The following is a 26,328-nucleotide window of genomic DNA, read 5'->3' as shown; positions in this document are numbered from 1 at the left end:
GGATACGGCGGACGATGTCACCGAGCCGAGCGGCGGCTCAGGCCGCCGCGGACCCAATGGAGCCGTGCCTTCGGCAGTCCCGGCAGCGGCCCGGGCTCGGGGCCCGGAAGGCGCGTTCGCAGCCGTCGCAGGTCTGGAAGGGCAGGACGGCCGGGTGCTCGGGTGGAGCGGCCTGTGGCGGCAGGGGCGGGACGGGCAGAGGCGTCTCGCGGAGGCGGAACGCCAGGACGCCCGCCGGACGCGCCCGGAACTGCTCGGGCAGCCGTGCGGTCAGCACGTCCGTGATCTCCCGCGGCCCGACCCCGGCCGCCAGCCACGCGGCGACGGCGGGCGCCAGCCGGGCCGCCTCCGTCGCGGACAGGACCAGTCGCGGGTCGACGCGGCGCAACGACGACAGCACGGCGACGGCCTCCGGGTCGGCGTCGGCCAGGGCGGGCGCAGGAGGCGCAGGGGTGGGCACGGGCGAGGTGGCGTCGACCGGTTCGTCGGGGACCGGGACCGTCTTCCGCGACCGGGGACAGTCGTCCGAGTCCCGGCCGGCGGGGACGTCGTAGAAGAACGTCCGGGTGCGGACCTGGCCTGCCGGCGTCCGTTCGCGGCGCCGCTCCAGGTACCCGGCCGCCTCCAGCTCCCGCAGCGCCCGCGAGATCAGGATCTCGCCCTCGCTGAAGTGCGCGCACAGGGCGGCGATGCTCACGGGGGAGCCGTCGGGCAGCGACGCGATGTACGCCGCCACCCCGATGGTGACCGCGCTGCCGCGCCGCTGGGCGAGGGCGTTGGAGAACACCGTGAAGTCGGCCGTCAGGCGGGTGCGGACGTGGATCACGCCGGTCGTCGGAGCTCCGGCGTCGGCGCGCAGGCGCGCGTTAGACTGCGAGTCAGCCATCGGGAAGGCGTTCACTTCCTGATCGGTCAGGCCCTCGATCGGGATTGCCGTCCCGGCCGGGGGCCGATGTCTTTGTGCGGTTGTCGCGGCGAACGTAACCGCCCCTGTCCGGCCCCTGCAAGCCGGTCACCCGGACGAGTGACGAGCGCTGCGCGGCCGGGGAGGGTGGGTGGGCGGGGAGTTCTTTCCCCCGGTTCTTTCAGGAGGTCAGCGCCCCACCGGACCCTCGCGGACAAGGACCCGGTGCCCCCCCCGGAAGCCGCCTCAGCGAGCCTTCAACGCACCTATGAACGCGGCCCAGGACGCCGTGCCGAAGCACAACGCCGGGCCATCGGGGGCCTTGCTGTCACGCACCGGGACGGCGGCTTCCGGGTAGCGGTCGGCCACCTCGACGCAGTTGCCGCCCTCCTGATTGCTGTAGCTGCTCCTGCGCCACGCGACGCCGTTCAGATCGGGACGGGACCTTCGCTCCACGGTGGTTGTCCTCCCTCACGGATCGGATCATGTCCAGGGACATGAGCGGGGGCAGAGCTGCCGCCCGCAGCCGATCGTAGGTCAGTGCGAAGCGCGTCACCTCGCCTGGTTCCTCGATGAGTTGGCCATAGTGCGCGCCCTCCGTGTACGCCGCCTCCGTGCCGTCCGGCAGGGTGAGCAGCGTCAGCGAGCCGCCCAGCGCGTCGTGCTCCCCCTGATCGAACGGCAGAACCTGCACGGTGATCTGCCGTTCGGTCGCCGTGTCGAGCAACCGAGCCAGCTGTGCTCGCATGACGTCGCGCCCGCCGACCGGGCGTCTGAGGACCGCCTCGTCGAGAATCACCCACAGCTCGGGGCGCCGTGGTGCCCTGAGGCGTTCTTGGCGTCCCATGCGCAGGGAGACCCGCTCCTCCAACTGCTCCTTGCCGCCGAGCGTCCGTCCGACGCTCAGAACGGCCCGCGCGTAGTCCTCCGTCTGCAACAGTCCGGGCACCACATGGGCGGCGTACTCATGCACGGCCACCGCCCGTTCCGACAGCTCCATGAACTTCCGGGACCAGTCCGGGAACGCCTCCCGGTACACGTACGGCCACAGCTCGACCAGCAGGTCGTCCGCTCCGAGGGCCGTGTCCAGCGCTCGGGCCAGTTCCAGCGTGGGCTTCGCGCCGGACGCCCGCTCGATCTGGGTGATACGGGTGCTCACCACATGCGTCCGTTCGCCCAGTTCGGCCTGGGTCAGTCCGGCCGCCGCACGGAGGCGGCGCACCCGCGCGCCGAACAGGGCCGCCATCGACGCGCTGGGGTCGATTCCGTTGGCCAAGGCGTCACTTCCGTTCCTTACGGGTGGAGAAGTAAGGCTCCGTCACCTGGTGAGCGTAGGCCGTTCACCCGAGTCTTGAACACGGAACGTGACGACTCGTGTACGACAAGGACGGATGACCGGCCGTGCTGACAGAAACCCCCACCCTCACCGAGCAGTTCGCCCCCACACCGCGAGGTGCCCGGCTCGCCCGGCACCTCGCCGTCCGGTGGTTGGAGGAGCGTGGCTGGCCGCCCGCTTCGGACGGGTCGTGCGCGGTCGCCCTCATCGTGGCCGAGCTGGCGGCGAACGCCGTGCTGCATGGCCGGGTCCCGGGGCGGGCCTGCGCGCTCCGGCTCGCCCTGGACGCGGAAGCGCACCTCGTGAGGATCGAGGTCGCCGACGCCGCCGAGGGCAGACGGCCGCCCGCCTCCGCTCCCCCGGCGTGCCCCGAGGGCGAGTCGGGGCGGGGGCTGGTCCTCGTGGAGGCCCTGGCCGTGCGGTGGGGATGGGAGCCCCGGCGGCCGGTGGGCAAGACGGTGTGGGCCGAGGTCTCCGTCGAGCCGGTGAGTAGCTGCGCAGGCATGTGCCCGGGTACCTGTACTCATGTCTGAGCGGAGCCGTCCGGCCACTCTGGTCGTCATCGACCTGTACGAGCCGAAGGGCCTCCCCATGCAGACCTCTCCCCGCCTCCGCCTGCCGCGGCTGCTCGCGCTCGGCACGGACAGCCGGCTCGCGGTGTTCGCCCTGAGTGTCCCGGCGCCGTGGGTCTCGCGGGACTCGTCAACGCCGTGCTGCTCGGGCGCCTCGCCCACGGGATCCGCGGCGCGGGGCGCTGAGACGCGGAAGAGCCCGGCATCAGGGCCGGGCTCTCCTCCGCCCGCGGCGCCGCGCCGCGGGTGCGTCCGTCGCGACGACTACTCGTCGTCCTCGGGCTTGTCCGCCTCGTTGATCTCCTGCTCCAGGCCGAGCTGCTCGACGAGCCACTTGTCGAACTCGATAGCGGCCCGCACCCAGCTGACCGTCGACGAGACGAAGTGCTCCAGGCTGACGCCCGTGCCGATCAGCATCTGCGCCTCGCCGATCAGGCGGACGGTGCCGTCGTCATGCGTGTGGCTGTAGACCTTCGGCCACAGCGTCCGGCGGTTCCAGTCGTCGATCGACTCGAGGAGCGCGGGCTTCTCGTCGATCTGGTGGGGCCGGTCGTAGAACGTCCGCACCGAGAAGACCTGCTGGTCGTCCTCGCCGCGGAACATGAAGTACGTACGGAACTGCTCCCACGGCGCCGCGAGGTCACCCTCGTCGTCGACGACGTACTTCAGCTCCATCTGGTCGAGGAGCTGCTTCACGAGGTCCTGATCCGGGATTACGGGGCCGGGCGGCGGCCCGGGCTGCGGCTGCTGGCCCCCGAAGTTCGGAATCGAGGACGGGTCGATGCTCACCGTGATTTTCCCTTCGTACGGATTCCGCCATCCTCCCCCATGCAGGGAGGGGGGTGGCAAGCCCGGACGGGCCCTGTCAGCCCTGGGCTGACTCGATCCGGTCACCAGGACGGGTACCCGGTTCGCGCCGGGTACCCGTGATCACGGTGCCGGGACGCCTCAGAGTGTCTTCCCGGTGGCCGGTCCCACGATCAGGCCGTCGCCGAAGGCGTCGACCCGGACCGTGTCGCCGTCCTTGACCTCGCCGGACAGGATCTCCTTGGCGAGCCGGTCGCCGATGGCCGTCTGGACGAGGCGGCGCAGCGGGCGGGCGCCGTAGGCCGGGTCGTTGCCCTCGTCGGCGAGCCAGGCAAGGGCCGCGTCGGTGACCTCCAGGGTGAGCCGCCGCTCGGCCAGCCGCTTGGCGAGCCGGTCGATCTGGAGCCGCGCGATCCGGCTGAGCTCGTCCTTGCCGAGCGCCGAGAAGACCACGAGGTCGTCCAGCCGGTTCAGGAACTCGGGCTTGAAGGAGGCGCGGACCACCTCCAGGACCTGCTCCTTCTTCTCCGTCTCGCTGGTGAGCGGGTCGACCAGGTACTGGCTGCCCAGGTTGGACGTCAGCACCAGGATCGTGTTGCGGAAGTCGACCGTGCGGCCCTGCCCGTCGGTGAGCCGCCCGTCGTCCAGGACCTGGAGCAGGATGTCGAAGACCTCGGGGTGCGCCTTCTCCACCTCGTCCAGCAGGACGACGCTGTACGGCCGCCTGCGCACGGCCTCGGTGAGCTGGCCGCCCTCCTCGTAGCCGACGTAGCCGGGGGGCGCGCCGACCAGCCGGGCCACGCTGTGCTTCTCGCCGTACTCCGACATGTCGATGCGGACCATGGCCCGCTCGTCGTCGAAGAGGAAGTCGGCGAGCGCCTTGGCCAGCTCGGTCTTGCCGACGCCGGTCGGGCCGAGGAAGAGGAACGAGCCGGTGGGCCGGTCGGGGTCGGCGATGCCGGCCCGGGTGCGGCGCACCGCGTCGGACACGGCCCGCACGGCCTCCTCCTGGCCGATCAGGCGCCTGCCCAGCTCCTCCTCCATGCGCAGCAGCTTCTGCGTCTCGCCCTCCATGAGCCGGCCCGCGGGGATGCCGGTCCAGGCGGCGACGACGTCCGCGATGTCGTCGGGGCCGACCTCCTCCTTGACCATGGTGTCCCGCGCGGCCTCCTCCTCGGCCTCGGAGGCGGCCTCCAGCTCCTTCTCCAGGGCCGGGATCTCGCCGTAGAGCAGCTTGGAGGCGGTGTCGAAGTCGCCGTCGCGCTGGGCGCGCTCGGCCTGGCCGCGCACCTCGTCGAGGCGTTCCTTCAGCTCACCGACGCGGTTGAGGGACTGCTTCTCCTTCTCCCAGCGGGCGGTCAGGCCGCGCAGCTCCTCCTCGCGGTCGGCGAGGTCGCGGCGCAGCTTCTCCAGGCGCTCCCGGGAGGCGGGGTCGGTCTCCTTCTCGAGGGCCAGCTCCTCCATGCGCAGCCGGTCCACGGACCGCTGGAGCTCGTCGATCTCGACCGGCGAGGAGTCGATCTCCATACGCAGCCGGGACGCGGCCTCGTCGACGAGGTCGATGGCCTTGTCGGGCAGGAAGCGGGAGGTGATGTACCGGTCGGACAGGGTCGCGGCGGCGACCAGCGCGCTGTCCGCGATCTGCACCTTGTGGTGGGCCTCGTAGCGGCCCTTGAGTCCGCGCAGGATGGCGATGGAGTCCTCGACGGAGGGCTCGGCGACCAGCACCTGCTGGAAGCGCCGCTCCAGCGCGGGGTCCTTCTCGATGCGCTCGCGGTACTCGTCCAGCGTGGTCGCGCCGACCATGCGCAGCTCGCCGCGGGCCAGCATCGGCTTCAGCATGTTGCCGGCGTCCATGGCGGAGTCGCCGCCGGCGCCCGCGCCGACGACCGTGTGCAGCTCGTCGATGAAGGTGATGATCTGCCCGTCGGAGTCCTTGATCTCGGCCAGGACGGTCTTCAGGCGCTCCTCGAACTCGCCGCGGTACTTGGCGCCCGCGACCATCGCGCCGAGGTCGAGCGCGACGAGCCGCTTGTTCTTCAGCGACTCGGGCACGTCGCCCTTGACGATGCGCTGGGCGAGCCCTTCGACGACGGCGGTCTTGCCGACGCCGGGCTCGCCGATGAGGACGGGGTTGTTCTTGGTGCGGCGGGACAGCACCTGCACGACCCGGCGGATCTCCTGGTCCCGTCCGATGACGGGGTCGAGCTTGCCCTCACGGGCGGCGGCGGTGAAGTCGGTGCCGAACTTCTCCAGCGCCTTGTACTGCCCCTCGGGGTCTGCGGTGGTCACGCGGCGGCCTCCCCTGGCCTTCTGGAAGGCGTCCAGCAGCTTCTTGGCGGTCGCGCCCTGGCGGGTGAGCACGTCGGCCGCGGGGCCGCCCTTGGCGGCGATCCCGATGAGCAGGTGCTCGGTGGACAGGTACTCGTCGCCCAGGTCCTTGGCGCGGGCCTGCGCGTCCGCGATGACGGCGAGCAGGTCGCGGTTGGGCTGCGGGGGCGCCACGGTGGACCCCGTCACGCTGGGCAGGGCGGCGAGCGCCTGCTCGGTGCCGGACCGCACGGCGGCCTGGTCGGCCTCGACGGCGGCCAGCAGGTCGGTGATGTTCTCGTTGTCCTGGCCCTCGAGCAGAGCCAGCAGCAGGTGGGCGGGGGTGAGATCCGGGTGCCCGTCGGTCACGGCCCGGTTGCTGGCCGCGTTGATCGCGTCCCGGCTCCTGTTGGTCAGCTCGGCGTCCACGTGTCCCTTCTCCTCCTGGCGTCAGCGTCTCCCAGTAACTGACAAAATCAGCGTACACAAAGTTGAGTCCATTCCGCTCAAGGTGGGCTCGGGGACCGGGTACCCGCTAGGTTCCGACCATGGCCGCATACCCCCAGGATCCGGGCGCGCCGGACGCGCCGTACCTCTCCTTCTGGCAGGAGAGGCATCTGTGCACGCTCACCACGTCCCGTCCGGACGGCTCCCCGCACGTGGTGCCCGTCGGTGTCACCTACGAACCCGAGGCCCGGCTGGCTCGGGTGATCACCAACAAGTCCAGCAGGAAGGTGGCGCACGTGCTCGCCGCCGGCGCCGCGGGTGCGCGGGTCGCGGTCTGCCAGGTGGACGGCGGGCGCTGGGCGACGCTGGAGGGCGTGGCGCACGTCAGCGGCGAGCCGGAGCGGGTGCGGGAGGCCGAGCGGCGCTACGCCGTCCGGTACGGGCGGACCCCGACGCCGAACCCGGACCGGGTGGTCATCGAGATCGCGCTCACACGGGCGATGGGGCGCGGGTGAGGCACCGGGCGAGCCCCGGGACATGGATGTGGACGCGGAGGGGCCGGTTCCGGCCGCGTCGGGGAGCGCCGAGCGCGCGTCGCGGGTCGCCGTAAAGCGGGAAATATCCCCGAAAACTGCAGCGGCGTCACCGTGTTCAGGTCACGGTGACGCCGCTGCGGGGGGAAGCACCTGAGCGATCTGTTACGACGGGGGAATCGCGTCAGGCACTGCGGGGGGTGGCTGAAATGGTCCTTGGGGCCGGTGCCTCCGGCTCCACGAGACGGTGGTCCCGCTGGTCCAGGTTGACGAAGATCATTCCGTACCGGATGGCGCACCGCACGGGCTGCGGCGCCCCCCGAGGACGCCGCAGACATCGATACGCCCGAACGTCCTCGTCCTCGTCGCGCGTGACGACCACCGGTTCGCCGAAGACGGTCACCATCAGGGAGTCACCGGGGTGGGGGATCGCGGTGACCAGGTCGATGAAGTGCCACCCTGAGCGGTAGGCGGTCGCCATCTCCCTGCGAAATGACCTGTCGTCGGGTGGGGTGGTCATGCCGGCTCCTGCTCGCTGCCGCCATCCGCGCCGATGACCGGCCAGGAGCTGTCCCCGGCGATGACGACAGTCGGAGCCGCACTCGGCCAGCTGCTGTCCGCCCGCGAGTCGCTCTTCGCTTCCGAAAGGCCACTCAGGGCTCCGACGGCCACAACGGCGGAGAAGGCGGCGACAAGAATCGAGCGAAGCATTTTGTTCCGCATAATCGGCTTCGTCCTCACTTGAAGGTCCCCTCTTCCCCCGTCGAGTAAGACGATGGCTCATTCGGGCACTTCATGGCCACACGATCGGTGCATCATGTTCCTGCATGTTCAGGACCATGGGGGGTGGAGATTTGGCAACGAATCAGACTAAAGCGACACATCCCCATGCGATGACCGAGATGTGCGCTCAAGGCAGCCGTCTCTATGCGAACGCGCTGCGTGCGGGGCGTATCGCCCGCGCCGACGTGGAGTCCGCGCCCTGTCTGATGGAGTTCGCGCTGCTCTATCCGGACCCCGACGACGCGAACTGGCTGATCCCCCTCCCCGCCTCGGTGGCGCTCGCCCAACGGCTCAATCCCATCGAACGGGAGATCGCCGAGCGCCGCCGGCTGTCGGTCGAGCTGACCGAGTCCCTCCAGCCCTTCATGGACCTCAGCACCCAGGTCACCGGGAGCACCCACTCGATCACGGTCCTGGAGGGCGGCGAGCGGATCAACGCCGCCCTCAACCTGGCCACCGCCCAGTGCCAGACCGAGATGCTCACCATCCAGCCCAGCACCCGTATCTCCGAGGCCAGCCTCCTGCAGGGCCTGGAGCGCGACCGGCCACTCATCGAGCGCGGGGTGCGCATACGGACCCTCTACCAGCACACGGTCCGCTACAACCCCGGCAAGCTGGCCTACGTCGCCCAGCTCTCCGACGGCAAGGTCGAGTACCGCACCATCGACGAACTCGTCGAGCGCCTCATCATCTGCGACGAGTCGGTCGCCTTCATCCCCACCCGCGACGACCAGCAGGTCGCCCTGGAGCTACGGCACCCCGGGCTCATCCGGTACCTCATCAAGGTCTTCGAGTTCATGTGGAGCCGCGCGGTCCCGCTGAGCGAGCACGCCCCCTACGAGACCGCCCCCGACGGCATCACCGACATCCAGCACACCATCGCCAAGCTCCTGGTGGAGGGCCACGTCGACGAGGCCATCGCGCGCCGGCTCGGGATGAACGTCCGCACCTGCCGGGCCCACATCGCCAAGCTGGCCACCGCCCTGGGCAGCGGCAGCCGCGCCCAGCTCGGCTATCTCATCGCCCAGTCCGGCATCCTCAACGAGGATCACCGGCCCGGAGGCAGCTGAGCCGCGTCACGCCCGGCCGTGACGCCGAACGGCTGCCGGCCGGGGATCTGGGCCGCGCGGGCCGCCCGGTCCAGGCCGACCTGCGCGATCCGCACCCCGAGCTGCGTACGGCTCGCCGCGCCCAGCGTCTCCGACAGGCGGGCGATGTGCGCCCGGCAGGTGCGCACGCTGATGCCGAGCCGCTCCGCGATGACCGCGTCCTGGTGCCCCTCCGCGAGCAGCGCGGCGATGGACTGCTCCCGGTGCGAGACGCCCTCGAAGCCGGTGTCCGGGATCGGGGCGGTCAGCGGGATCGCGAGCCGCCACAGCCGGTCGAACGCCGTCACCAGGTAGTTGATGAGGGCCGGGTGGCGCAGCTCCAGCGCCATCGTGCGGTCGGTGTTCGCCGGGATGAAGGCCACCGTGCGGTCGAAGAGGATCAGCCGGTCGATGACCTCGTCCAGGGTGCGGGCCTCCACCGCGTCGCCCATCAGCTCCAGGTAGTTGAGCAGCCCCTGCCCGTGCCGGGCCACATGCGTGTACAGGTCGCGCATCCGCACGCCCCGGCCGCGCAGCGCCATCGCCCGGTGCAGACCCTCCGTCAGCTCGTGCTCGGGGCGGATGCCGCCGGGCTGCACGGTCAGCACCTCGCTGGTGCACGCCCGCGTCGCCTCGTCCAGCGCGGCCTGGATCCGCGCGTCGCCGTCGAGGATGCGCAGGGCGGTGCCCTCGGCGCCGGACGCCTGGCGGGGGAGCGGGGCGAGTCCGGCGTACCGCTCGAAGGCCGCGACCGCCGAGCCCATCCGCAGCTGGGCCGTGCTGACCTCCTCGTACATCCCGCGCAGCAGCCGGGTCATGACCTCCTGCGGGGAGGTCGGCACCAGCCAGTCCATGTCGTCGGGGTCCGGGTGCAGCAGCGCCAGCTCCAGCAGGCAGGGCACCGGTTCCGCGTCCTGGCGGGACACCCGTCCGCGGCGTACGGCCCGGGAGTACACGCGGTCCCCGGTCTCGCACAGGCGGTCGGCGCCATGGGGATGCTCCTGCTCCCCGTGCCCGGCCATCGCTCCATCCACCCCCGGTCTCGCCTCGCGCGCCGGTACCGCGCCCGGCCCTGCGGGCGTGAGGTTCGCTCGCGCTTCCGCAGCGCAACTATGCGCGGACGGGCCGTGGTCCGCAACACGGCTCCCGCCGCGCGCCGGGGCACAACATCCCGCCGTATCCCGGTATTTCCGTCCCTCAGGGGCGCCGGGCTGCAACAACCTGATGGGGGTTTTCCGGCCCTGTCGCCCGAGCGGCGGCCGGTTTGCGACCCCCGGGTTCGCACAACGCAAGAGCCGCCGGGGCGTCCTGCCCCGGCGGCTCCGGTCGTTCGTGGGCCGGTCGGCTACTTGCTGAGGCCGGCCTGCTGGCACGCGGCCTTGTACTTGGCCGTGCAGATCTCCGACAGCTTGTAGATGCCGTCGGCCAGGACCGTCTTGTCGATGTTCGACTTGGTCAGGGCGGCCACCGGGACCAGCAGGGCCGGGATGTCCTGGTGGGTGGGGCTGTCGACCTGGTCCTGGGTGAGGGAGTCGAACTGGATGTCCTTGCCCTGGACCTTCGCGACGGCCATCTCGGCGGCGCTCTCGGCCTCGTGCGGGTAGGACTTGTAGACGCTCATGTACTGCTCGCCGGTCAGGATGCGCTGCACGGCGTCCAGTTCGGCGTCCTGGCCGGTGATGGGCGGCAGCTTGGTCACGCCCGCGGCCTCCAGGGCCTTGATGACGCCTCCGGCCATGCCGTCGTTGGCGGAGTAGACGCCCTTGATGTTGGCCACGCCGATCTCGTTGATCGCCTCGGTCATGTTGGCCTGGGCGTTCTCGGGCTTCCAGTCCTTGGTGTCGTAGGACTTGGCGATGTCCACCGTGCCCTTGAGCTCGGAGAGCGCGCCCGACTTGAACTGCTTGGCGTTCGGGTCGGTGAGCGACCCGTTCATCATCACGATCTTGTCGGAGGAGTCGACCTCCCCCATCGCCTCCAGCAGCGAACGGCCCTGCACCTCGCCGACCAGCTCGTTGTCGAAGGAGACGTAGGCGTCGATGGGGCCCTCGGCGAGGCGGTCGTAGGCGATGACCGGGATACCGGCGTCCTTGGCCTTCTGCACCCCGCCCGCGATGGCGTGCGCGTCCACGGCGTCCAGCAGGATGACGTCCACCCCGTCGTCGACGAGCTGCTGGAGCTGCTGCTCCTGCTTCTTCGCGTCCGCGTCGGCGTTGCGGTAGACGACCTTGCCCTGACGGCTGGTGAGGCTCTCGACCTTCTCCTTGATGATGGGGTAGTCGAACTTGTCGTAACGCGTGTTCGCGGTCTCCGGCAGCAGCAGGCCCACGGTGATGTCGTTGCCCTTGGTCGGGCTCGCCTCGCTGCTGTCCCCTGTGACCCCCAGTCCGCCGCACGCGCCCAGCGCGAGCGTCATCGTGGAAGCGGCGGCCACGGCGGTGGCGGTACGGCGCAGAGAGCGCAAGGGACGCATAGGGAAGCTCACTTCTGGTGCCTTCGGGACACGGGCGCGCCATTGCGCCCCAATGTCTGAAAAGACAACGCGCCGACGCCCCCCAGCGTCAAGCGGAACCACTTAACGAGTGCGCAACACTACGCTCCGTCGATCATGTAAAGACATTGCGGAACTTCGCAGATCACCAGTTACACCCCCTCCACCGAACCTCACGCGGGGACCCGGCGGACGGCGTAGCGGAATTCGTACAACCAACCCCGTTCGTGATGAGTCCTGTTCGAGACGGCTCGCACCGCCGTCCCGTACTCGACCAGAGGATCGAATGAACTCAGCCAGACGCGCGACCACCGCCGCCGCGACGGCGGTCGCGCTCGCCACCGCGGGCACCCTGCTCACCACGGTCACCCCCGCGTCGGCCGCGGTGTCCTGCACCTCGCCGGTCTTCAAGCGCCAGTTCTTCGCGAACACCACGTTCTCCGGGACACCGAAGAAGACCGACTGCGACACCGCCATCGACCAGAGCTGGTCCGGCGCCCCCGCCTCCGGACTCCCCAAGGACAACTTCGGCGTCCGCTGGAGCGTCACCCGCGACTTCGGCTCGGGCGGCCCCTTCACCCTCACCGCCTCCGCCCTCGACGGCATCCGCGTGTACCTCGACGGCACCCGCAAGATCGACCTGTGGAAGAACACCTCCACCACGGTCTCCAAGACGCTCAACGTCACGATCCCGTCGGGCAAGCACACCCTGCGCGTCGACTACGTCAACTGGACCGGCAACGCCAAGGTGAAGTTCGCCTACACCCCCCGCACCACCGCCACGGTCGACAAGACCAAACCCCTCGCCCCCACCGGCGCCAAGGCCGCCTACGACACCACCACCGGCAAGGCCAGACTCACCTGGACCCCCAACAAGGAGATGGACCTCGCCGGCTACCGCGTCTACCGCCGCCTCAAGGGCGCCTCGTTCGGCACCACGCCCCTCGCGACGACCACCTCCACGTCGTACACGGACACCACCCTCCCGAAGACGGGCGCGACGTACTACTACGAGATCCGCGCCAAGGACAAGGCGGGCAACACCGGCACAGGCACGACGGACCAGCCGGTGACGACGCTCGACCGGACCGCACCCGCCGCGCCCACCGGGCTGACCACCGCGTCCCAGGAGAACGGCCTGCGGGTCGGCTGGAAGGCCGCCGCCGAGGCCACGTCGTACCGGGTCTACCGGTCCGCGAGCGCCGACGGCACGTACACCCGGGTCGGCACCACCGCCCAGGTCTCCTACGTCGACACCACCGCTGTCGAGGGCACCACGTACCACTACCGGGTCACGTCGCTGGACGCCGCCGGCAACGAGTCGGCCCGCTCCTCCTCCGTCAGCGGCCGGCGCCGCGACGAGACCCCGCCGTCGCTGGTCACCGGCGTCACCGTCACGCCGACCGAGTACGGCTTCGAGGTGCGCTGGGACGCCAACCCCACCCCCGACCTGCGAAGCTACGTCGTGCGCCGGGGCGAACTCTGGGGCGACGAGGAGGAGCAGGTGTGCTCCCTCTACCCGGGGTACTACGTGTCCGCCGACACGACGTCGTACGCCTACACCACGCTCCCGGACGGCGAGGAGTCCTGCTTCATCGTCGACGCGGTCGACGACGCCGGCAACTCCGCCTTCCAGTGGACCGGTGACGCCCAGATCGTGGTGGCGACGGAACTGGACACCACGCCGTCCGTCGAGACGCCGGAAGGCTCCCCTCTCACCCTTGAGGCGGCGGGCGCCGAGGGCGACGAGGGCAACCGGCTCAGCTGGCACGGCCTCGGCGAGGACGCCCCCGAGCAGGCGGCCGGCTACCGCATCTACCGCTGGAACCGCGGCACCTCGGCCTACGAGCGGATCGACGTCGCCGCGCCTGGCGCCACGGAGTACGTCGACACCGGTGCCGCGCGCGGCACCACGTCCTACTACTGGGTCACCGCTGTCGCCGCCGACGGCACGGAGTCCGTCCCCACGGGCGACTACGCCATCACGGCCCCCGCCCAGTGACCGCTCGAGAACGGACCGAACGGAACCCATGAACCCAGCCAGACGCGCGACAGCGGTGACCGCCACCGCCGTCGTGCTCTCCACCGCCGGTGGTCTGCTCACCGCCCTCGCCGCGCCCGCGTCGGCCGCGGTGTCCTGCACCTCGCCGGTCTTCAAGCGCCAGTTCTTCGCGAACACCACGTTCTCCGGGACACCGAAGAAGACCGACTGCGACACCGCCATCGACCAGAGCTGGTCCGGCGCCCCCGCCTCCGGACTCCCCAAGGACAACTTCGGCGTCCGCTGGAGCGTCACCCGCGACTTCGGCTCCGGCGGCCCCTTCACCCTCACCGCCTCCGCCCTCGACGGCATCCGCGTGTACCTCGACGGCACCCGCAAGATCGACCTGTGGAAGAACACCTCCACCACGGTCTCCAAGACGCTCAACGTCACGATCCCGTCGGGCAAGCACACCCTGCGCGTCGACTACGTCAACTGGACCGGCAACGCCAAGGTGAAGTTCACCTACACCCCCCGCACCACCGCCACCGTCGACAAGACCAAACCCCTCGCCCCCACCGGCGCGAAAGCCGCCTACGACACCACCACCGGCAAGGCCAAGCTCACCTGGACCCCCAACAAGGAGATGGACCTCGCCGGCTACCGCGTCTACCGCCGCCTCAAGGGGAGCAGCAGCTGGAAGAAGCTGACGACCACCAAGGCGACCACGTACACCGACGTCCCGCCGGCCACCGGCGAGTCGTACTACTACGAGATCCGCGCCGCGGACAAGGCGGGCAACGAGGGCACGGGCACGACGGACCAGCTCGTCACCACACCGGACCGGACCGCGCCCGCCGTCCCCACGGGGCTCGCCGCGACCGACAGTCAGCCCGGCGTCCGGCTCACCTGGAAGACGGTCCCCGGGGCCACCCGGTACGTCGTCCATCGGCGCTGGGACGACGACGGCGGCGACAACCCGGTCGTGCAGGTCGCGAAGGTGACGTCCACGTCCTGGGTCGACTCCACGGTCAAGGAGAACCTGTACTACAGCTACTGGGTCTCGGCCGTGGACGCGGCCGGCAACACGTCCGCGAAGTCGGCCGGCGCGTACGTGGCGCGCGACGACTGGGCGCCCTCCGCGCCCGTGGCCGTCGAGGCGAACCCGACGGCGGGCAGCGGCATCACCGTGACGTGGAAGGCGTCCAGTGCGCCCGTCGCCTCCGACCTGTCGACGTTCCGCATCTACCGCGACGGCAGGCTCGTCGACGAGGTCGGCCCCCGGCAGACGTCGTACACCGACACGAACGTGCGGCACAGCCGCTCGTACGTGTACACCGTGACCGCCGTGGACAGACAGGAACAGGAGTCCGCCGCCTCGGCGCCGGCCACGGCCGTCGCCCCGGCGACCGGTCTGGCCCCGGCCGCCGTCAGCGGGCTGCGGGGCGCCATGGACGGCTACGACATCGTCCTGCGGTGGCAGGCGAACACCGAGCAGGACGTCTCCGCCTACGTCGTCTACCGCGGGGAGTTCGTCGACGGCACCTGGGTGTACGCGGAGTGGGACAAGGTCATTCCGAGGCGGGGCGAGGACGAGGCGCTGTCCTACTCCCACGAGGTCTGGGACCCGACGGGCCAGGACGTCCGCTGGGCCGTGGTCGCCCGGGACCGCGCCGGCAACTCCCTCTTCACCGACGGCGGTGCGTTCTCGTACGTCACCGTCACCGAGCCCGTCACCGGACCTCCCGACGAGTGATGCCGTAGCGCACACGAAGGGGCCCGGAGACAGATCTCCGGGCCCCTTTCGCGTGCTGTGCGGGTGTCCTAGTCCTTCGCCCGCTTCGGGCGCCAGACGACCAGCGCGCTGGTCTGCTGGACCTCCTGGTACGGGACCAGGTCGCGGCGGTACGAGGCGTGGACCGCCGCCTCGCGCTGCTGCATCGCCGCCGCCGCTCCGTCCAGGGCCGCCTGCAGTTCGGCGACGCGGGTCTGGAGCGCGGCGACCTGGTTCTCCAGTTCGATGATGCGCTTGATGCCGGCCAGGTTGATGCCCTCGTCCTGCGACAACTGCTGCACCTGGCGGAGCAGTTCGATGTCGCGGGCCGAGTAGCGCCGGCCCCGCCCGGGCGTGCGGTCCGGGGAGACCAGGCCGAGGCGGTCGTACTGACGGAGGGTCTGCGGGTGCAGGCCGGACAGCTGGGCCGCCACCGAGATGACATAGACCGGGGTCTCCTCGGTCAGTTCATACGGGTTGCGCCGACGACCGTCCATCTGACTCATGCTCCCTTCGCGGCCTGGAACAGCTCCGCCCGCGGGTCCTCACCCGCGGTCGCCTCGCGATACGCCTCCAGCGCTTCACGAGCCTTCCCCGTCACGTCCTTCGGGACACTCACCTCGACGGTGACCAGGAGGTCCCCGCGGGTGCCGTCCTTGCGCACCGCGCCCTTGCCCCGCGCCCGCATGGTGCGGCCGTTGGGCGTGCCCGGCGGCAGCTTCAGGGTCACGGCGGGGCCGCCCAGGGTCGGGACCCTGACCTCCCCGCCGAGCGCCGCCTCCGCGAAGGTCACGGGGACGGTCACCGTCAGGTTGTCGTCCTTGCGCCCGAAGACCGGGTGCGCGTCGACGTGGACGGTGACGTACAGGTCACCGGCGGGGCCGCCCCGCTCGCCGGGCGCGCCCTTGCCGCGCAGCCGGATGCGCTGCCCGTCGGACACTCCGGCGGGGATGCGCACCTGCATCGTCCGGGACGACTTGGCCCGGCCGCTGCCCTTGCACTCGGCGCAGGGGTGCTCGGCGATGAGGCCGCGGCCCTTGCAGTCCGGGCACGGGTCGGTCAGCGAGAAGCCGCCGCCCGATCCGCGGGCCACCTGGCCGGTGCCGACACAGGTCGGGCACACGCGCGGGGTGCCGTTCTTGTCGCCGGTGCCCGCGCACGCCTTGCACGGCGACTGGGAGGACATCCGCAGGGGGACCGTCGCCCCCTCGATCGCCTCGGTGAAGCTGAGGCTGACCTCGGTGTCGATGTCCTGGCCGCGCCGCGGCTGGGTCCGGGTCGTGCCCGTGCCGCCGCGGTTGAACAGACCTCCGAAGACGTCACCCAGTCCACCGCCGAAACCGCCGGCTCCGGCCTGGCCGCCCTGGGTGCCTCCGAAGAGGTCGCCCAGGTCGAAGTTGAAGGAGCCGCCCGCGCCGCCCGGACCGGGGCGGAAACCGCCGTTGCCGAACAGGGCGCGGGCCTCGTCGTACTCCTTGCGCTTCTTGGGGTCGCCGAGGACGTCGTTCGCCTCGGAGATCTCCTTGAACCGCTCCTCCGCCTTGGCGTTGCCCTTGTTGGCGTCCGGGTGGAACTCGCGGGCGAGCTTCCGGTACGCCTTCTTGATCTCGGCCTCGGTGGCGTCCTTGGGGACGCCGAGGACCTTGTAGTAGTCCTTCTCGATGAAGTCCTTCGTGCTCATCCTCGACGTCCCTCCTTCCTCATCGGTTCAACGTCAGCCCTCGTCCGGGCCACCGCTCTCCTTGTCGTCGGCCGCCTCGGCGGACTCCTCCTTGGCGGCCTGCGCGCCCGGCTGGGGCTCGGCGACGGCCACCCGCGCGGGGCGGATGGTGCGTTCGCCGATGCGATACCCCGGCTGGAGGATCGCGACGCAGGTCGTCTCGGTGACGTCCGGCGCGTAGCTGTGCATCAGCGCCTCGTGGATCGTCGGGTCGAAGGGCTCGCCCTCCTTGCCGAACTGCTGGAGGCCCATCTTCGCCGCGACGGTCTCCAGCGACTCCGCGACGGACTTGAATCCGCCGACGAGTTCGCCGTGCTCCCGCGCGCGGCCGATGTCGTCCAGTACCGGAAGGAGCTCGGTCAGGAGGTTCGCGACGGCGATCTCCTTGACCGTGATCCGGTCCCGCTCCACACGGCGGCGGTAGTTCTGGTACTCGGCCTGGAGGCGCTGGAGGTCCGCGGTGCGCTCGCCGAGCGCGGTGCGCACCTGGTCCAGCTGGGCCACCAGGCCCGGGTCTGCGTGTCCGTCCCCGGCCGGGGCCGTCCCCTCGCTGTTCGGCGAGGGCGCGGCCTTCGGCTCGGCGTCGTCAGGGGTGGCGCCGGAGGGGACGTCGGGCTTCTCCTCGAAGCCCGGGGTCTCCTCCGTCATTACGCCGCACCGTCCTTACGCTCGTCGTCCACGATCTCGGCGTCGACCACGTCGTCGTCGGCGGCCTTGGCGCCACCGGCCTCGGCACCCTCGGCGCCGGCTCCGGCGGCCTGGGCGTCGGCGTACATGGCCTGGCCGACCTTCTGGGAGACCGCGGCGACCTTCTCGGTGGCCGTGCGGATCTGCGCGGTGTCCTCGCCCTTGAGCGCGGCCTTCAGCTCCTCGACGGCGGACTCGACCTCGGTCTTGACCTCGGCCGGGACCTTGTCCTCGTTGTCCTTGAGGAACTTCTCCGTCTGGTAGACGAGCTGCTCGCCCTGGTTGCGGGTCTCGGCGGCCTCGCGGCGGGCGTGGTCCTCCTCCGCGTACTTCTCGGCCTCTTCGCGCATCCGGTTGACCTCGTCCTTCGGCAGCGAGGAGCCGCCGGTGACGGTCATCTTCTGCTCCTTGCCCGTGCCCAGGTCCTTGGCGGTCACGTGCATGATGCCGTTGGCGTCGATGTCGAAGGACACCTCGATCTGCGGGACGCCGCGGGGCGCCGGCGGCAGACCGGTCAGCTCGAACATCCCGAGCTTCTTGTTGTACGCCGCGATCTCGCGCTCGCCCTGGTAGACCTGGATCTGCACGGACGGCTGGTTGTCCTCGGCCGTCGTGAAGATCTCGGACCGCTTGGTCGGGATCGTGGTGTTGCGCTCGATGAGCTTGGTCATGATGCCGCCCTTGGTCTCGATGCCGAGGGACAGCGGGGTCACGTCGAGGAGCAGGACGTCCTTGACCTCACCCTTGAGGACACCGGCCTGGAGCGAGGCGCCGATGGCGACGACCTCGTCCGGGTTCACGCCCTTGTTGGCCTCCTTGCCGCCGGTCAGCTCCTTGACGAGCTCGGCGACGGCGGGCATACGGGTGGAGCCACCGACGAGGACGACGTGGTCGATCTCGTTGATGGAGACGCCGGCGTCCTTCATGACGTTGAAGAACGGGGTCTTGCAGCGCTCCAGCAGGTCGGCCGTCAGCTGCTGGAACTGAGCCCGGGTGAGCTTCTCGTCCAGGTGCAGCGGGCCTTCGGCGGAGGCGGTGATGTAGGGCAGGTTGATCGAGGTCTCGGTGGACGAGGACAGCTCGATCTTGGCCTTCTCCGCCGCCTCGCGCAGGCGCTGGAGGGCCATCTTGTCCTTGGACAGGTCCACGCCGTGACCGGACTGGAACTGCTTGACCAGGTAGTCGACGACACGCTGGTCCCAGTCGTCACCACCGAGGTGGTTGTCACCGTTGGTGGCCTTCACCTCGACGACGCCGTCGCCGATCTCCAGGAGGGACACGTCGAAGGTGCCGCCACCGAGGTCGAAGACGAGGATCGTCTGGTCGTCCTTGTCGAGCCCGTACGCGAGCGCGGCCGCGGTGGGCTCGTTGACGATGCGCAGGACGTTCAGACCGGCGATCTCGCCGGCCTCCTTCGTCGCCTGGCGCTCCGAGTCGTTGAAGTAGGCCGGGACGGTGATGACCGCGTCCGTGACCTTCTCGCCCAGGTAGGACTCCGCGTCACGCTTCAGCTTCTGGAGGATGAAGGCGGAGATCTGCTGCGGGTTGAACGGCTTCCCGTCGAGCTCCATCTTCCAGTCGGTGCCCATGTGACGCTTCACGGACCGGATGGTCCGGTCCACGTTCGTGACCGCCTGGCGCTTGGCCACCTCGCCGACCAGCACCTCGCCGTTCTTGGCGAAGGCGACGACGGACGGCGTGGTCCTGGCACCCTCGGCGTTGGTGATGACGGTGGGCTCGCCGCCCTCCAGAACGCTGACGACGGAGTTAGTCGTGCCCAGGTCGATGCCGACCGCACGTGCCATGGTTGATTCCTCCAGCTGACTTGAGTGGAACGGACTCAAGTGTGCATGACGGCTCGCGACGGGTCAACAGAGCTGAGTCGACCTGGCTCAAGTCTTATCCGTTCCTTACACGCAACTGCGCGCTCACCTGCGACGATGCCATACGCCGGGACACACGGACGGAGTCCTGCTCCGGTACGCGCGGTTGACGCCTGGGGCCGTAGGGCTTGATGTGCAGCAGGCCGAGGACGACGAGCGCGGAGCCCGCCGCCACCCACCACACCGCCGCCCCGCCGAGCCGCCCCAGGTGCACCAGGACGCCGACGACCACCCCGGGCAGCGCGGCGGCGCCCAGCGCGACGGTCGTGCCCTGCGGGGTGAGGCCGGCCCGCCGCAGCCGGTGCGCCAGATGGTCCGGCGCGCCCCGCAGCAGCGGCCGTCCGGCCAGCCGCCGGGAGACGGCGACCAGGGCCACGTCGGTGACGGCGAGCGCGGAGAGGGCGTAGAGGACCCCGGCGCTGACGGCCGGGTCGTGCCCGGCCCGGGTCGTCACCAGCGACGCGGCCAGCACGAACCCGACGAACAGCGAGCCGGTCGCGCCGAGCCCGATCCGCGCGGGATGCCAGTTCGGCAGCAGGAAACCGGTGAGGGCGGCGGCCAGCACGCTCAGCAGCACCGCCAGCTCGTCCATGACCTCGGCCGCCGCGCAGACGCCCACCCCGAAGGCGGTGAGCACGCCGACCGTGCCGGCCAGGGCGTCCGCGTGGTCCAGCGCCTTGAAGGCGACGGCGACCAGGACGATCCAGGCGACGGCGGGCACCGCGAGCAGGAACCCGATGTCGCGGTACGGCACCACGCAGGCCGCCGCGACGGCCGTACCGCCGACCAGGAACCGCGCCTTGACCCGCCGCACGTCGGCGACGAGCCCGAGCAGGGCGACGGCGCCCGCGGCGACCAGCAGCCGCATGATCTCGGAGCCCAGCGGGGCGTACCCGGTCCACTCGCCGGCGGCGGCGACCAGGCAGGTCACCAGGGCGACCGCCACCCCGCCGAGCAGGGGCAGCGGGCGCTGGCGGCGCCGGTCGAGAATGCCGAACCGCAGAGCGGGCAGACGGAGCAGCGCCGCCAGCAGGGCGGTGACCAGCAGGGCGGTGGTGGCGGCGGTGATCCCGTAGAGCACGGAGTCAGGTTAGTGCCGTATATACCATTTCGGGATGAATAACACGATCGGTTCTTAAGGCAAGCCTCAGCGACCCAGATCACCTCACCCCTGACTACAGTGCGACGGAGGATGCGGGTAGTCTCAGAGGACTGCATAAGTTACCGCTTAGTAATGTCGCCAGTCATGTCGAGGGACCCCCTCGAACCACCCCCTCGCAGGCCCGAGGAGCCCCGAAATGCAACTCGCCGCGATCATCGTGTCGCTGGTGCTGACCGTGGTCGGCGTTGCGCTGCTCGCACGCGCCATCGGCCAGTTCGTCCGGTACTTCAAGCTCGGCCAGCCGGTGCCGGCCGGCAGCCGCACCGACAACCCCTACGCGCGCAGCGTCACGCTCGTGAAGGAGTTCCTCGGTCACACCCGGATGAACCGCTGGGGCATCGTCGGCATCGCCCACTGGTTCGTCGCGGTCGGCTTCCTGACGCTGCCGCCCACCCTCGCCCAGGCGTTCGGGCAGCTCTTCCAGGCCGACTGGACGCTGCCGGTCATCGGTGAGTTCCTGCCGTTCGAGATGTACATCGAGTTCATCGGCCTGATGACGATCCTCGGCATCGCCGTGCTCATCGTGATCCGGCTGCTGAGCCTGCCGTCCCGTCCGGGCCGCAAGTCCCGCTTCGCCGGCTCCAAGGCGGGCCAGGCGTACTTCGTCGAGTACGTCATCCTCACCATCGGCCTCGCCATCTACGTCCTGCGGGGCCTGGAGGGCGCGCTCCACCACGTCGACGGCTACGAGGCCGGGTACTTCGCCTCGTACCCGCTGGTGCTCGCCTTCAAGGGCCTGAGCGTCACCACGCTGCAGAACCTCGTCTACTTCGTCGCGATGATCAAGATCGGCACGTCCTTCGTGTGGATGATCGTCGTCTCGCTGAACACCAACATGGGTGTCGCCTGGCACCGCTTCCTGGCGTTCCCGAACATCTGGTTCAAGCGCAACGCCACCGGCGAGACCGCGCTCGGCGCCCTGCCCGCGATGACGTCCGGCGGCAAGCCGATCGACTTCGCCGACCCCGGCGAGGACGACGTCTTCGGCGTCTCCCAGGTCGAGCAGTTCTCCTGGAAGGGCCTGCTGGACTTCTCCACCTGCACCGAGTGCGGCCGCTGCCAGTCGCAGTGCCCCGCCTGGAACACCGGCAAGCCGCTCTCCCCGAAGCTGCTGATCATGTCGCTGCGCGACCACGCGCACGCCAAGGCGCCCTACCTGCTCGCGGGTGGCGGCAAGACCATGGAGGGCGAGGAGAAGGCCTCCGAGGAGCAGCTGAAGGACGTCCCCGCGGCCGCCCTCGCGGAGGCCGAGCGCCCGCTGATCGGCACCGCCGAGGAGAACGGCGTCATCGACCCGGACGTCCTGTGGTCCTGCACCACCTGCGGCGCCTGCGTCGAGCAGTGCCCGGTCGACATCGAGCACATCGACCACATCGTCGACATGCGCCGCTACCAGGTGATGATCGAGTCCGCGTTCCCGTCCGAGGCGGGCACGATGCTCAAGAACCTGGAGAAGAAGGGCAACCCCTGGGGCCTGGCGAAGAAGCAGCGCCTGGAGTGGCTCAAGGAGGTCGACTTCGAGGTCCCGGTCGTCGGCAAGGACATCGAGGACCTCACCGAGGTCGAGTACCTGTACTGGGTCGGCTGCGCCGGCGCCCTGGAGGACCGCGCCAAGAAGACCACCAAGGCCTTCGCGGAACTGCTGCACATGGCGGGCGTCAAGTTCGCGATCATGGGCGGCGACGAGAAGTGCACCGGTGACTCCGCCCGCCGCCTCGGCAACGAGCCCCTGTTCCAGGAGCTCGGCATGGAGAACGTCATGGCGCTGAACATGGCGTTCGGCGAGGAGATGGACGACGAGGGCAACGTGACGCCCGAGTCGAAGAAGCCGAGGTCGGCGAAGAAGATCGTCGCCACCTGCCCGCACTGCCTCAACACGATCGGCAACGAGTACCCGCAGATCGGCGGCGACTACGAGGTCATCCACCACACCCAGCTGCTCCAGCACCTGGTGGACGAGGGCAAGTTGATCCCGGTCACCCCGGTCGAGGGCATCATCACCTACCACGACCCGTGCTACCTGGGCCGGCACAACAAGATCTACACGCCGCCGCGCGAGATCATCGCCAGCGTCCCCGGTCTGCGCAACGAGGAGATGCACCGCCACAAGGAGCGCGGCTTCTGCTGCGGCGCCGGTGGTGCCCGGATGTGGATGGAGGAGCGGATCGGCAAGCGCATCAACAACGAGCGCGTCGACGAGGCCCTCTCCACCAACCCGGACATCGTCTCCACCGCGTGCCCGTTCTGCCTCGTCATGCTGACCGACTCGGTCAACGGCAAGAAGAACGACGGCAAGGCCAAGGAGTCCATCCAGGTCGTCGACGTCGCCCAGCTGCTGCTGGAGTCGGTCAAGACGCCCGTGACGGACGACGAGCCGCCCGCGGGCGAGGCCGGCGCCGAGAACGAGCCGGAGCCGGCCCCGGCGAAGTAGCCGCTTCCCGAGCCGCATGGCGAAGCCCCCTGTCCCGTAACGGGACAGGGGGCTTCGTCGTGCGTCGGAAGGAAGGGGCGCAGGCCGCCCCCGGGGACCCCGGTCAGCAGGCGTACGGACAGCCGCGGCAGCCGTACCGGCCCGACGGCCTGGTTCCGGGACCCCCGGCGGCGGCCTACGGCTTCGGCTGCTTCGGGGCGCCCACGGCGTCGGCGGCGTGCCGGGGGCCGGGGCGGGACGAGAACTGCCCGATGAGCTCACGGAAGCAGACCAGGGCGGTGATCGGCGGGATCCCCACGACCACCATCGCGAGCAGCGAGTGCGCCGACTGCCCGATGCACAGCGCCACGGCGGTGCCGGAGGCGATCAGCATGACGGCCCAGGACTTGCGGGCGGTCCGGCGCTGGACCGACGCCCGCAGGATGGACAGCCCCGCCAGCAGCCACGGCCCGTAGACGGTCAGCGGCCACCAGTGGGCCAGCTTCGGCGCCACCACGAGCAGCGCGATCGTCCGCAGCTGGTCGTACGAGTACGAGATGGACCAGGTGAGCATCGTCACCGCGCACAGGGTGATGAGGACGACCAGGATCGAGACGGTGAGGACCTTCGGGTTCTTGGTGAGCGAGTGCGCGCCCGGCTGGGGCCGCTTGCGGTGCACCGGGCGGGGCGACGGCCGGCGGTCGGCCTCCTGGCGGGGCGGGACGGGGTCCGGGGCGCGGGCGGCGCTCAGCATCTGGGCCAGCTCCTCGTCCAGATCCCAGGCCTCCGGCGACATGCCCCCGTCCGGCGGCTGCCAGAGGTTCTGCATATCGAGCTGCTGCGTGTAATGAGGCGGCTCGCCCACCGGCTCGTACTCGGTCCTCATTTTCTACGACCCCTCCCCTTCGCGTGCCGCTCGCAGATATTCACGCTCCATCCGGCCGATGGTTCTCAGGAAGTCGTCGAGCAGATCAGAGCAATAGGTGATGCTCTCCGCTGTGATCTGATCAGCTGCCTGACGCGAACGACGCGCGCACTCCTCAGCTGCGTGTTTTTCCTGCCAAGTCACGCCCACCTAACGAGCGCCGCGCGGGGCAGGACATCTGGCATTCGGGGGAATATGCGTCAACGGTGATGATATGGAATATCCCATGACCGCCGCCGCCCGATGACATTCCGAAAATGTGCTCCGGCACTTTTCCTTTGCGGATCTTGGCCGAATTCCACACACCACGGGCGGCGGCGAGGACCGCCGCTATCCGACGCGTCCGGTGGCGGAGCCGAAGCCCAGCCAGGTGTGGCGGTTGCCCCACCAGCACCAGCCGACCTTCGGGGCGTCCTTGCGTTCCCGGCCGTCGCGGCCCGTGCCGTTGCTGATCCAGACGGCCGGGGTGCGGGCGTCGAAGGAGCCGTCGGCCCTGCGCAGCCGCGAGCCGATCGTCATGAAGCAGTGGCCGCGCTCCAGGGCCGCGGGCTGCTGGATCACCCAGTGCAGTCCCTCGGTGAGGGTCAGCGGCGTACGGCCCTTCCCGGTGAGCTCGGGCAGGGCCTCCTCGGGGCTCCAGTCGGCGAGATGATCACCCCGGTCCACGCCGGTGACGAGGTGGAACGGCCCCTCGGGCAGCTCGACGCCCACGGGGGCGAAGTCGTCGACGTCGGGCATGTCGACGACCACGAACCCGGGCTTGCCGCGATGGCGCAGCAGCGGCGCGAGCGCGGAGGCCGGGACCCGGTCGGGGTGGACGGTGAGCAGGGCGCCGGGATGCGCGTCCGCGGCCCGCTCGGCGTAGGCCCGCAGCGCGGCGGCCGGGGTCCCGGCGAGGTCGTGCACACCGAGCTCGATCAGGCGCTCGGCCTGCGCGGCGAGCGGGGGAAGGGCGGTGACGGCGGCGGACGAGGTGTCAGGCACGGCTCTCCTTCGGGTGCGCTGCGGGGGGCCTGGGGTCAACGAAGGCTCCCGCACCGGCGTTCCCAGGTGCGCAGGGCCGTGCGCGACTCGGGCGTATTCAAGCCACATCCACCCATCCCGCCACCCCGTCCGGGCGCAGGGCTGTCGCCGCTTCTCGAACGCGTGCATCATTACCCAGTTGTTGTCCCTGGTAGTGACGAGGTGAGCGGTGCGCGCGCGACGAAGCGGGAAGTGTACGGCGGCCCTGACCGGCACCCTCGCCACGCTCACGGCCCTGGCCCTGACGGCCTGCGGCCCCACCGCCCACGACGACACGAAGGCCGAGCCCACCCCGCTCCGGGTCGCCGACGCCCCCGCCAAGCTGCCGATCCCGCACGGCAAGGGGAGCGAGGTCCCCGACGACTTCAACGGGGACGGGCACCGCGACCTCGTCCTCAACGACCTGGCGAAGGCGCAGGCGCACACGGACGACGCCGGCATCGGCATCGTCTACGGCAGCGCCCGCGGACTCACGCCCGGCGCCCGGCAGTTGCTGGACCCCCGGCGGCACGCGGCCGCCACCGACGGCCGGCAGCCCGCCGTCTTCGACGCCGAGGCGACCTGCGACCTCGACGACGACGGCTTCACCGACCTGGTGGTCTCCACCGACCCGCCCTTCGACGGCCAGGGCCGGCCGCCGGTCCCGCTCCAGATCCTCTTCGGCTCGCCCGGCGGCCTCACCGGCAAGGGCGTCAAGCTGACCGTCCCGGACGCGGCCCGCTACGGCAACGACTGGCCGGACCAGCCCGTGTGCGGCGACTTCGACGGTGACGGCGCCCAGGACCTGGTGGTGCACGCCTCGGACGGGCGGCTGAGCTTCCTGCGCGGCCCGTTCGACCGCACGGGCGCCCCGCACGCGGCCGGCGCCCCCGTCCCCTCGCCGGGCAACCTGCCCACCGGGCCGGCCGCCGACGTCGACGGCGACGGGTACGACGACCTCGTGGTCCGCACGGCGGAGAACTCCGGCACCTCGGCCGTCGTCCTCGGCGGCCCGGACGGCCCGACCCGCACCGGGGTCACCCTGCCCGCCGGGATCGATCTCGCGCTCGGCGCGTTCGGCCGGGGCAAGGCCCTGGACGCGGCCGTCGGCGCCATGGGGAAGACGTCTCTGCGCTACGACCTGCCGGCCCCGGCGGCGCGGGCCACGCTCGGCAGCGCCGGCTCGATGCTGGACGCCGCCGACTTCGACGGCGACGGACGGGACGAACTGCTGTCCAGCGGATCACAGTTGCGCGTCTTCCGGGGCCGCGCCGGCGGCCTGCGCACCACCGGCATGGTCACCGTGAAGCCGCCGGCCCACGGCACCACCCGCGTCCTGTCCACCGGCGACTTCGACGGCGACGGCCGGGCGGACCTGGTCGTACGGACGTATGTCGGCGAGACGAAGGACACCGTGGCCGTGTACCCGGGCCGCCCCGCGAAGGAGGGCCTACTGGCGGCCGAGCCGTCGGTGACGTTCTCCAGCACGGAGTTCCTGGTCCGCTAGGGCCGG

22 protein-coding genes are annotated in these 26,328 nt (G+C 70.6%); 7 read left to right on the top strand and 15 right to left on the bottom strand.

The genetic code is table 11. The annotated features are described in order from the left end of the window. Positions 1 to 37: 37 nt before the first annotated feature. From F8R89_RS19035 to F8R89_RS19025, 3 genes are all read right to left on the bottom strand, one after another. Positions 38 to 886, bottom strand: a complete 849-nt coding sequence (locus tag F8R89_RS19035) for a hypothetical protein (RefSeq protein ID WP_151785093.1) — start codon at positions 884 to 886, stop codon at positions 38 to 40. 264 nt (positions 887 to 1,150) lie between these two features. Beyond that, positions 1,151 to 1,273, bottom strand: coding sequence for a DUF397 domain-containing protein (locus F8R89_RS36800; RefSeq protein ID WP_225994435.1), 123 nt, complete (start codon positions 1,271 to 1,273; stop codon positions 1,151 to 1,153). Next, positions 1,233 to 2,150: a helix-turn-helix domain-containing protein gene (locus F8R89_RS19025; protein ID WP_151788198.1), complete on the bottom strand. Its 918-nt coding sequence runs from the start codon at positions 2,148 to 2,150 to the stop codon at positions 1,233 to 1,235. Before F8R89_RS19025 ends, F8R89_RS36800 begins: the two co-directional genes overlap by 41 nt. A gap of 155 nt (positions 2,151 to 2,305) precedes the next feature. Here F8R89_RS19025 and F8R89_RS19020 point away from each other — a divergent pair, with 155 nt between their 5' ends. Beyond that, on the top strand, positions 2,306 to 2,773 hold the full coding sequence (locus F8R89_RS19020; RefSeq protein WP_151785091.1) for an ATP-binding protein: 468 nt from the start codon (positions 2,306 to 2,308) through the stop codon (positions 2,771 to 2,773). A gap of 303 nt (positions 2,774 to 3,076) precedes the next feature. On the opposite strand, the gene F8R89_RS19015 is transcribed toward F8R89_RS19020, so the two are convergent. Then, a complete protein-coding gene (locus F8R89_RS19015) occupies positions 3,077 to 3,601 on the bottom strand; it encodes a YbjN domain-containing protein (RefSeq protein ID WP_151785090.1) in 525 nt (174 codons plus the stop codon). A 159-nt stretch (positions 3,602 to 3,760) separates the two neighbouring features. Beyond that, on the bottom strand, positions 3,761 to 6,358 hold the full coding sequence (clpB, locus tag F8R89_RS19010) for an ATP-dependent chaperone ClpB (protein WP_151785089.1): 2,598 nt from the start codon (positions 6,356 to 6,358) through the stop codon (positions 3,761 to 3,763). Positions 6,359 to 6,477: 119 nt separating this feature from the next. On the opposite strand from clpB, the gene F8R89_RS19005 reads away from it, so the two are divergent. Then, positions 6,478 to 6,891, top strand: coding sequence for a pyridoxamine 5'-phosphate oxidase family protein (locus F8R89_RS19005; protein WP_151785088.1), 414 nt, complete (start codon positions 6,478 to 6,480; stop codon positions 6,889 to 6,891). Between the two features lie 202 nt (positions 6,892 to 7,093). Here the strand turns inward: F8R89_RS19005 and F8R89_RS19000 are convergent, their stop codons facing one another. Continuing rightward, the gene (locus F8R89_RS19000; protein ID WP_062673604.1) at positions 7,094 to 7,429 is read right to left on the bottom strand and encodes a hypothetical protein; all 336 of its coding nucleotides are present in this window, start codon (positions 7,427 to 7,429) and stop codon (positions 7,094 to 7,096) included. Positions 7,430 to 7,748: 319 nt separating this feature from the next. On the opposite strand from F8R89_RS19000, the gene F8R89_RS18990 reads away from it, so the two are divergent. Beyond that, the gene (locus F8R89_RS18990) at positions 7,749 to 8,762 is read left to right on the top strand and encodes a helix-turn-helix transcriptional regulator (RefSeq protein ID WP_151788196.1); all 1,014 of its coding nucleotides are present in this window, start codon (positions 7,749 to 7,751) and stop codon (positions 8,760 to 8,762) included. On the opposite strand, the gene F8R89_RS18985 is transcribed toward F8R89_RS18990, so the two are convergent. After that, positions 8,741 to 9,802, bottom strand: a complete 1,062-nt coding sequence (locus tag F8R89_RS18985) for a helix-turn-helix transcriptional regulator (protein ID WP_192806169.1) — start codon at positions 9,800 to 9,802, stop codon at positions 8,741 to 8,743. The two genes, F8R89_RS18990 and F8R89_RS18985, sit on opposite strands and share 22 nt — an antisense overlap. Positions 9,803 to 10,125: 323 nt before the next feature. Beyond that, positions 10,126 to 11,253 carry a sugar ABC transporter substrate-binding protein gene (locus F8R89_RS18980; protein ID WP_192806168.1) on the bottom strand — a complete coding sequence of 376 codons (1,128 nt, stop codon included), beginning with the start codon at positions 11,251 to 11,253 and terminating at the stop codon, positions 10,126 to 10,128. Positions 11,254 to 11,557: 304 nt separating this feature from the next. Between F8R89_RS18980 and F8R89_RS18975 the strand changes: the two genes are divergently transcribed. Together F8R89_RS18975 and F8R89_RS18970 are read left to right on the top strand one after the other, a co-directional pair. After that, positions 11,558 to 13,273, top strand: coding sequence for a PA14 domain-containing protein (locus F8R89_RS18975; protein WP_151785087.1), 1,716 nt, complete (start codon positions 11,558 to 11,560; stop codon positions 13,271 to 13,273). Between the two features lie 28 nt (positions 13,274 to 13,301). Then, positions 13,302 to 15,008 carry a PA14 domain-containing protein gene (locus F8R89_RS18970; protein WP_151785086.1) on the top strand — a complete coding sequence of 569 codons (1,707 nt, stop codon included), beginning with the start codon at positions 13,302 to 13,304 and terminating at the stop codon, positions 15,006 to 15,008. 68 nt (positions 15,009 to 15,076) lie between these two features. On the opposite strand, the gene F8R89_RS18965 is transcribed toward F8R89_RS18970, so the two are convergent. From F8R89_RS18965 to F8R89_RS18945, 5 genes are all read right to left on the bottom strand, one after another. Continuing rightward, complete coding sequence (locus tag F8R89_RS18965) at positions 15,077 to 15,523, bottom strand: heat shock protein transcriptional repressor HspR (protein WP_151788193.1); 447 nt, start codon at positions 15,521 to 15,523, stop codon at positions 15,077 to 15,079. A gap of 5 nt (positions 15,524 to 15,528) precedes the next feature. Further along, a complete protein-coding gene (gene dnaJ, locus F8R89_RS18960; RefSeq protein ID WP_151785085.1) occupies positions 15,529 to 16,707 on the bottom strand; it encodes a molecular chaperone DnaJ in 1,179 nt (392 codons plus the stop codon). Between the two features lie 33 nt (positions 16,708 to 16,740). Then, positions 16,741 to 17,394: a nucleotide exchange factor GrpE gene (grpE, locus tag F8R89_RS18955; protein ID WP_151785084.1), complete on the bottom strand. Its 654-nt coding sequence runs from the start codon at positions 17,392 to 17,394 to the stop codon at positions 16,741 to 16,743. Then, positions 17,394 to 19,238, bottom strand: coding sequence for a molecular chaperone DnaK (gene dnaK / locus F8R89_RS18950; protein ID WP_151785083.1), 1,845 nt, complete (start codon positions 19,236 to 19,238; stop codon positions 17,394 to 17,396). Before dnaK ends, grpE begins: the two co-directional genes overlap by 1 nt. 94 nt (positions 19,239 to 19,332) lie before the next feature. Next, on the bottom strand, positions 19,333 to 20,397 hold the full coding sequence (locus F8R89_RS18945) for an MraY family glycosyltransferase (RefSeq protein ID WP_151785082.1): 1,065 nt from the start codon (positions 20,395 to 20,397) through the stop codon (positions 19,333 to 19,335). Between the two features lie 217 nt (positions 20,398 to 20,614). Between F8R89_RS18945 and F8R89_RS18940 the strand changes: the two genes are divergently transcribed. Continuing rightward, positions 20,615 to 22,909: a (Fe-S)-binding protein gene (locus F8R89_RS18940; RefSeq protein WP_151785081.1), complete on the top strand. Its 2,295-nt coding sequence runs from the start codon at positions 20,615 to 20,617 to the stop codon at positions 22,907 to 22,909. A gap of 175 nt (positions 22,910 to 23,084) precedes the next feature. On the opposite strand, the gene F8R89_RS18935 is transcribed toward F8R89_RS18940, so the two are convergent. Both F8R89_RS18935 and F8R89_RS18930 read right to left on the bottom strand, forming a co-directional pair. Beyond that, a complete protein-coding gene (locus F8R89_RS18935; protein WP_225994434.1) occupies positions 23,085 to 23,774 on the bottom strand; it encodes a DUF2637 domain-containing protein in 690 nt (229 codons plus the stop codon). A gap of 369 nt (positions 23,775 to 24,143) precedes the next feature. Next, positions 24,144 to 24,797 (bottom strand): DUF5701 family protein, encoded by a 654-nt coding sequence (locus tag F8R89_RS18930; protein ID WP_151785080.1) that lies wholly within the window; start codon positions 24,795 to 24,797, stop codon positions 24,144 to 24,146. A 208-nt stretch (positions 24,798 to 25,005) separates the two neighbouring features. On the opposite strand from F8R89_RS18930, the gene F8R89_RS18925 reads away from it, so the two are divergent. Continuing rightward, positions 25,006 to 26,322, top strand: coding sequence for an FG-GAP repeat domain-containing protein (locus F8R89_RS18925; protein ID WP_151785079.1), 1,317 nt, complete (start codon positions 25,006 to 25,008; stop codon positions 26,320 to 26,322). Positions 26,323 to 26,328: the final 6 nt, after the last annotated feature.

The organism is Streptomyces sp. SS1-1 (assembly GCF_008973465.1).
GTDB lineage: Bacteria > Actinomycetota > Actinomycetes > Streptomycetales > Streptomycetaceae > Streptomyces.
This window is presented reverse-complemented; position numbering and strand designations above follow the sequence as displayed.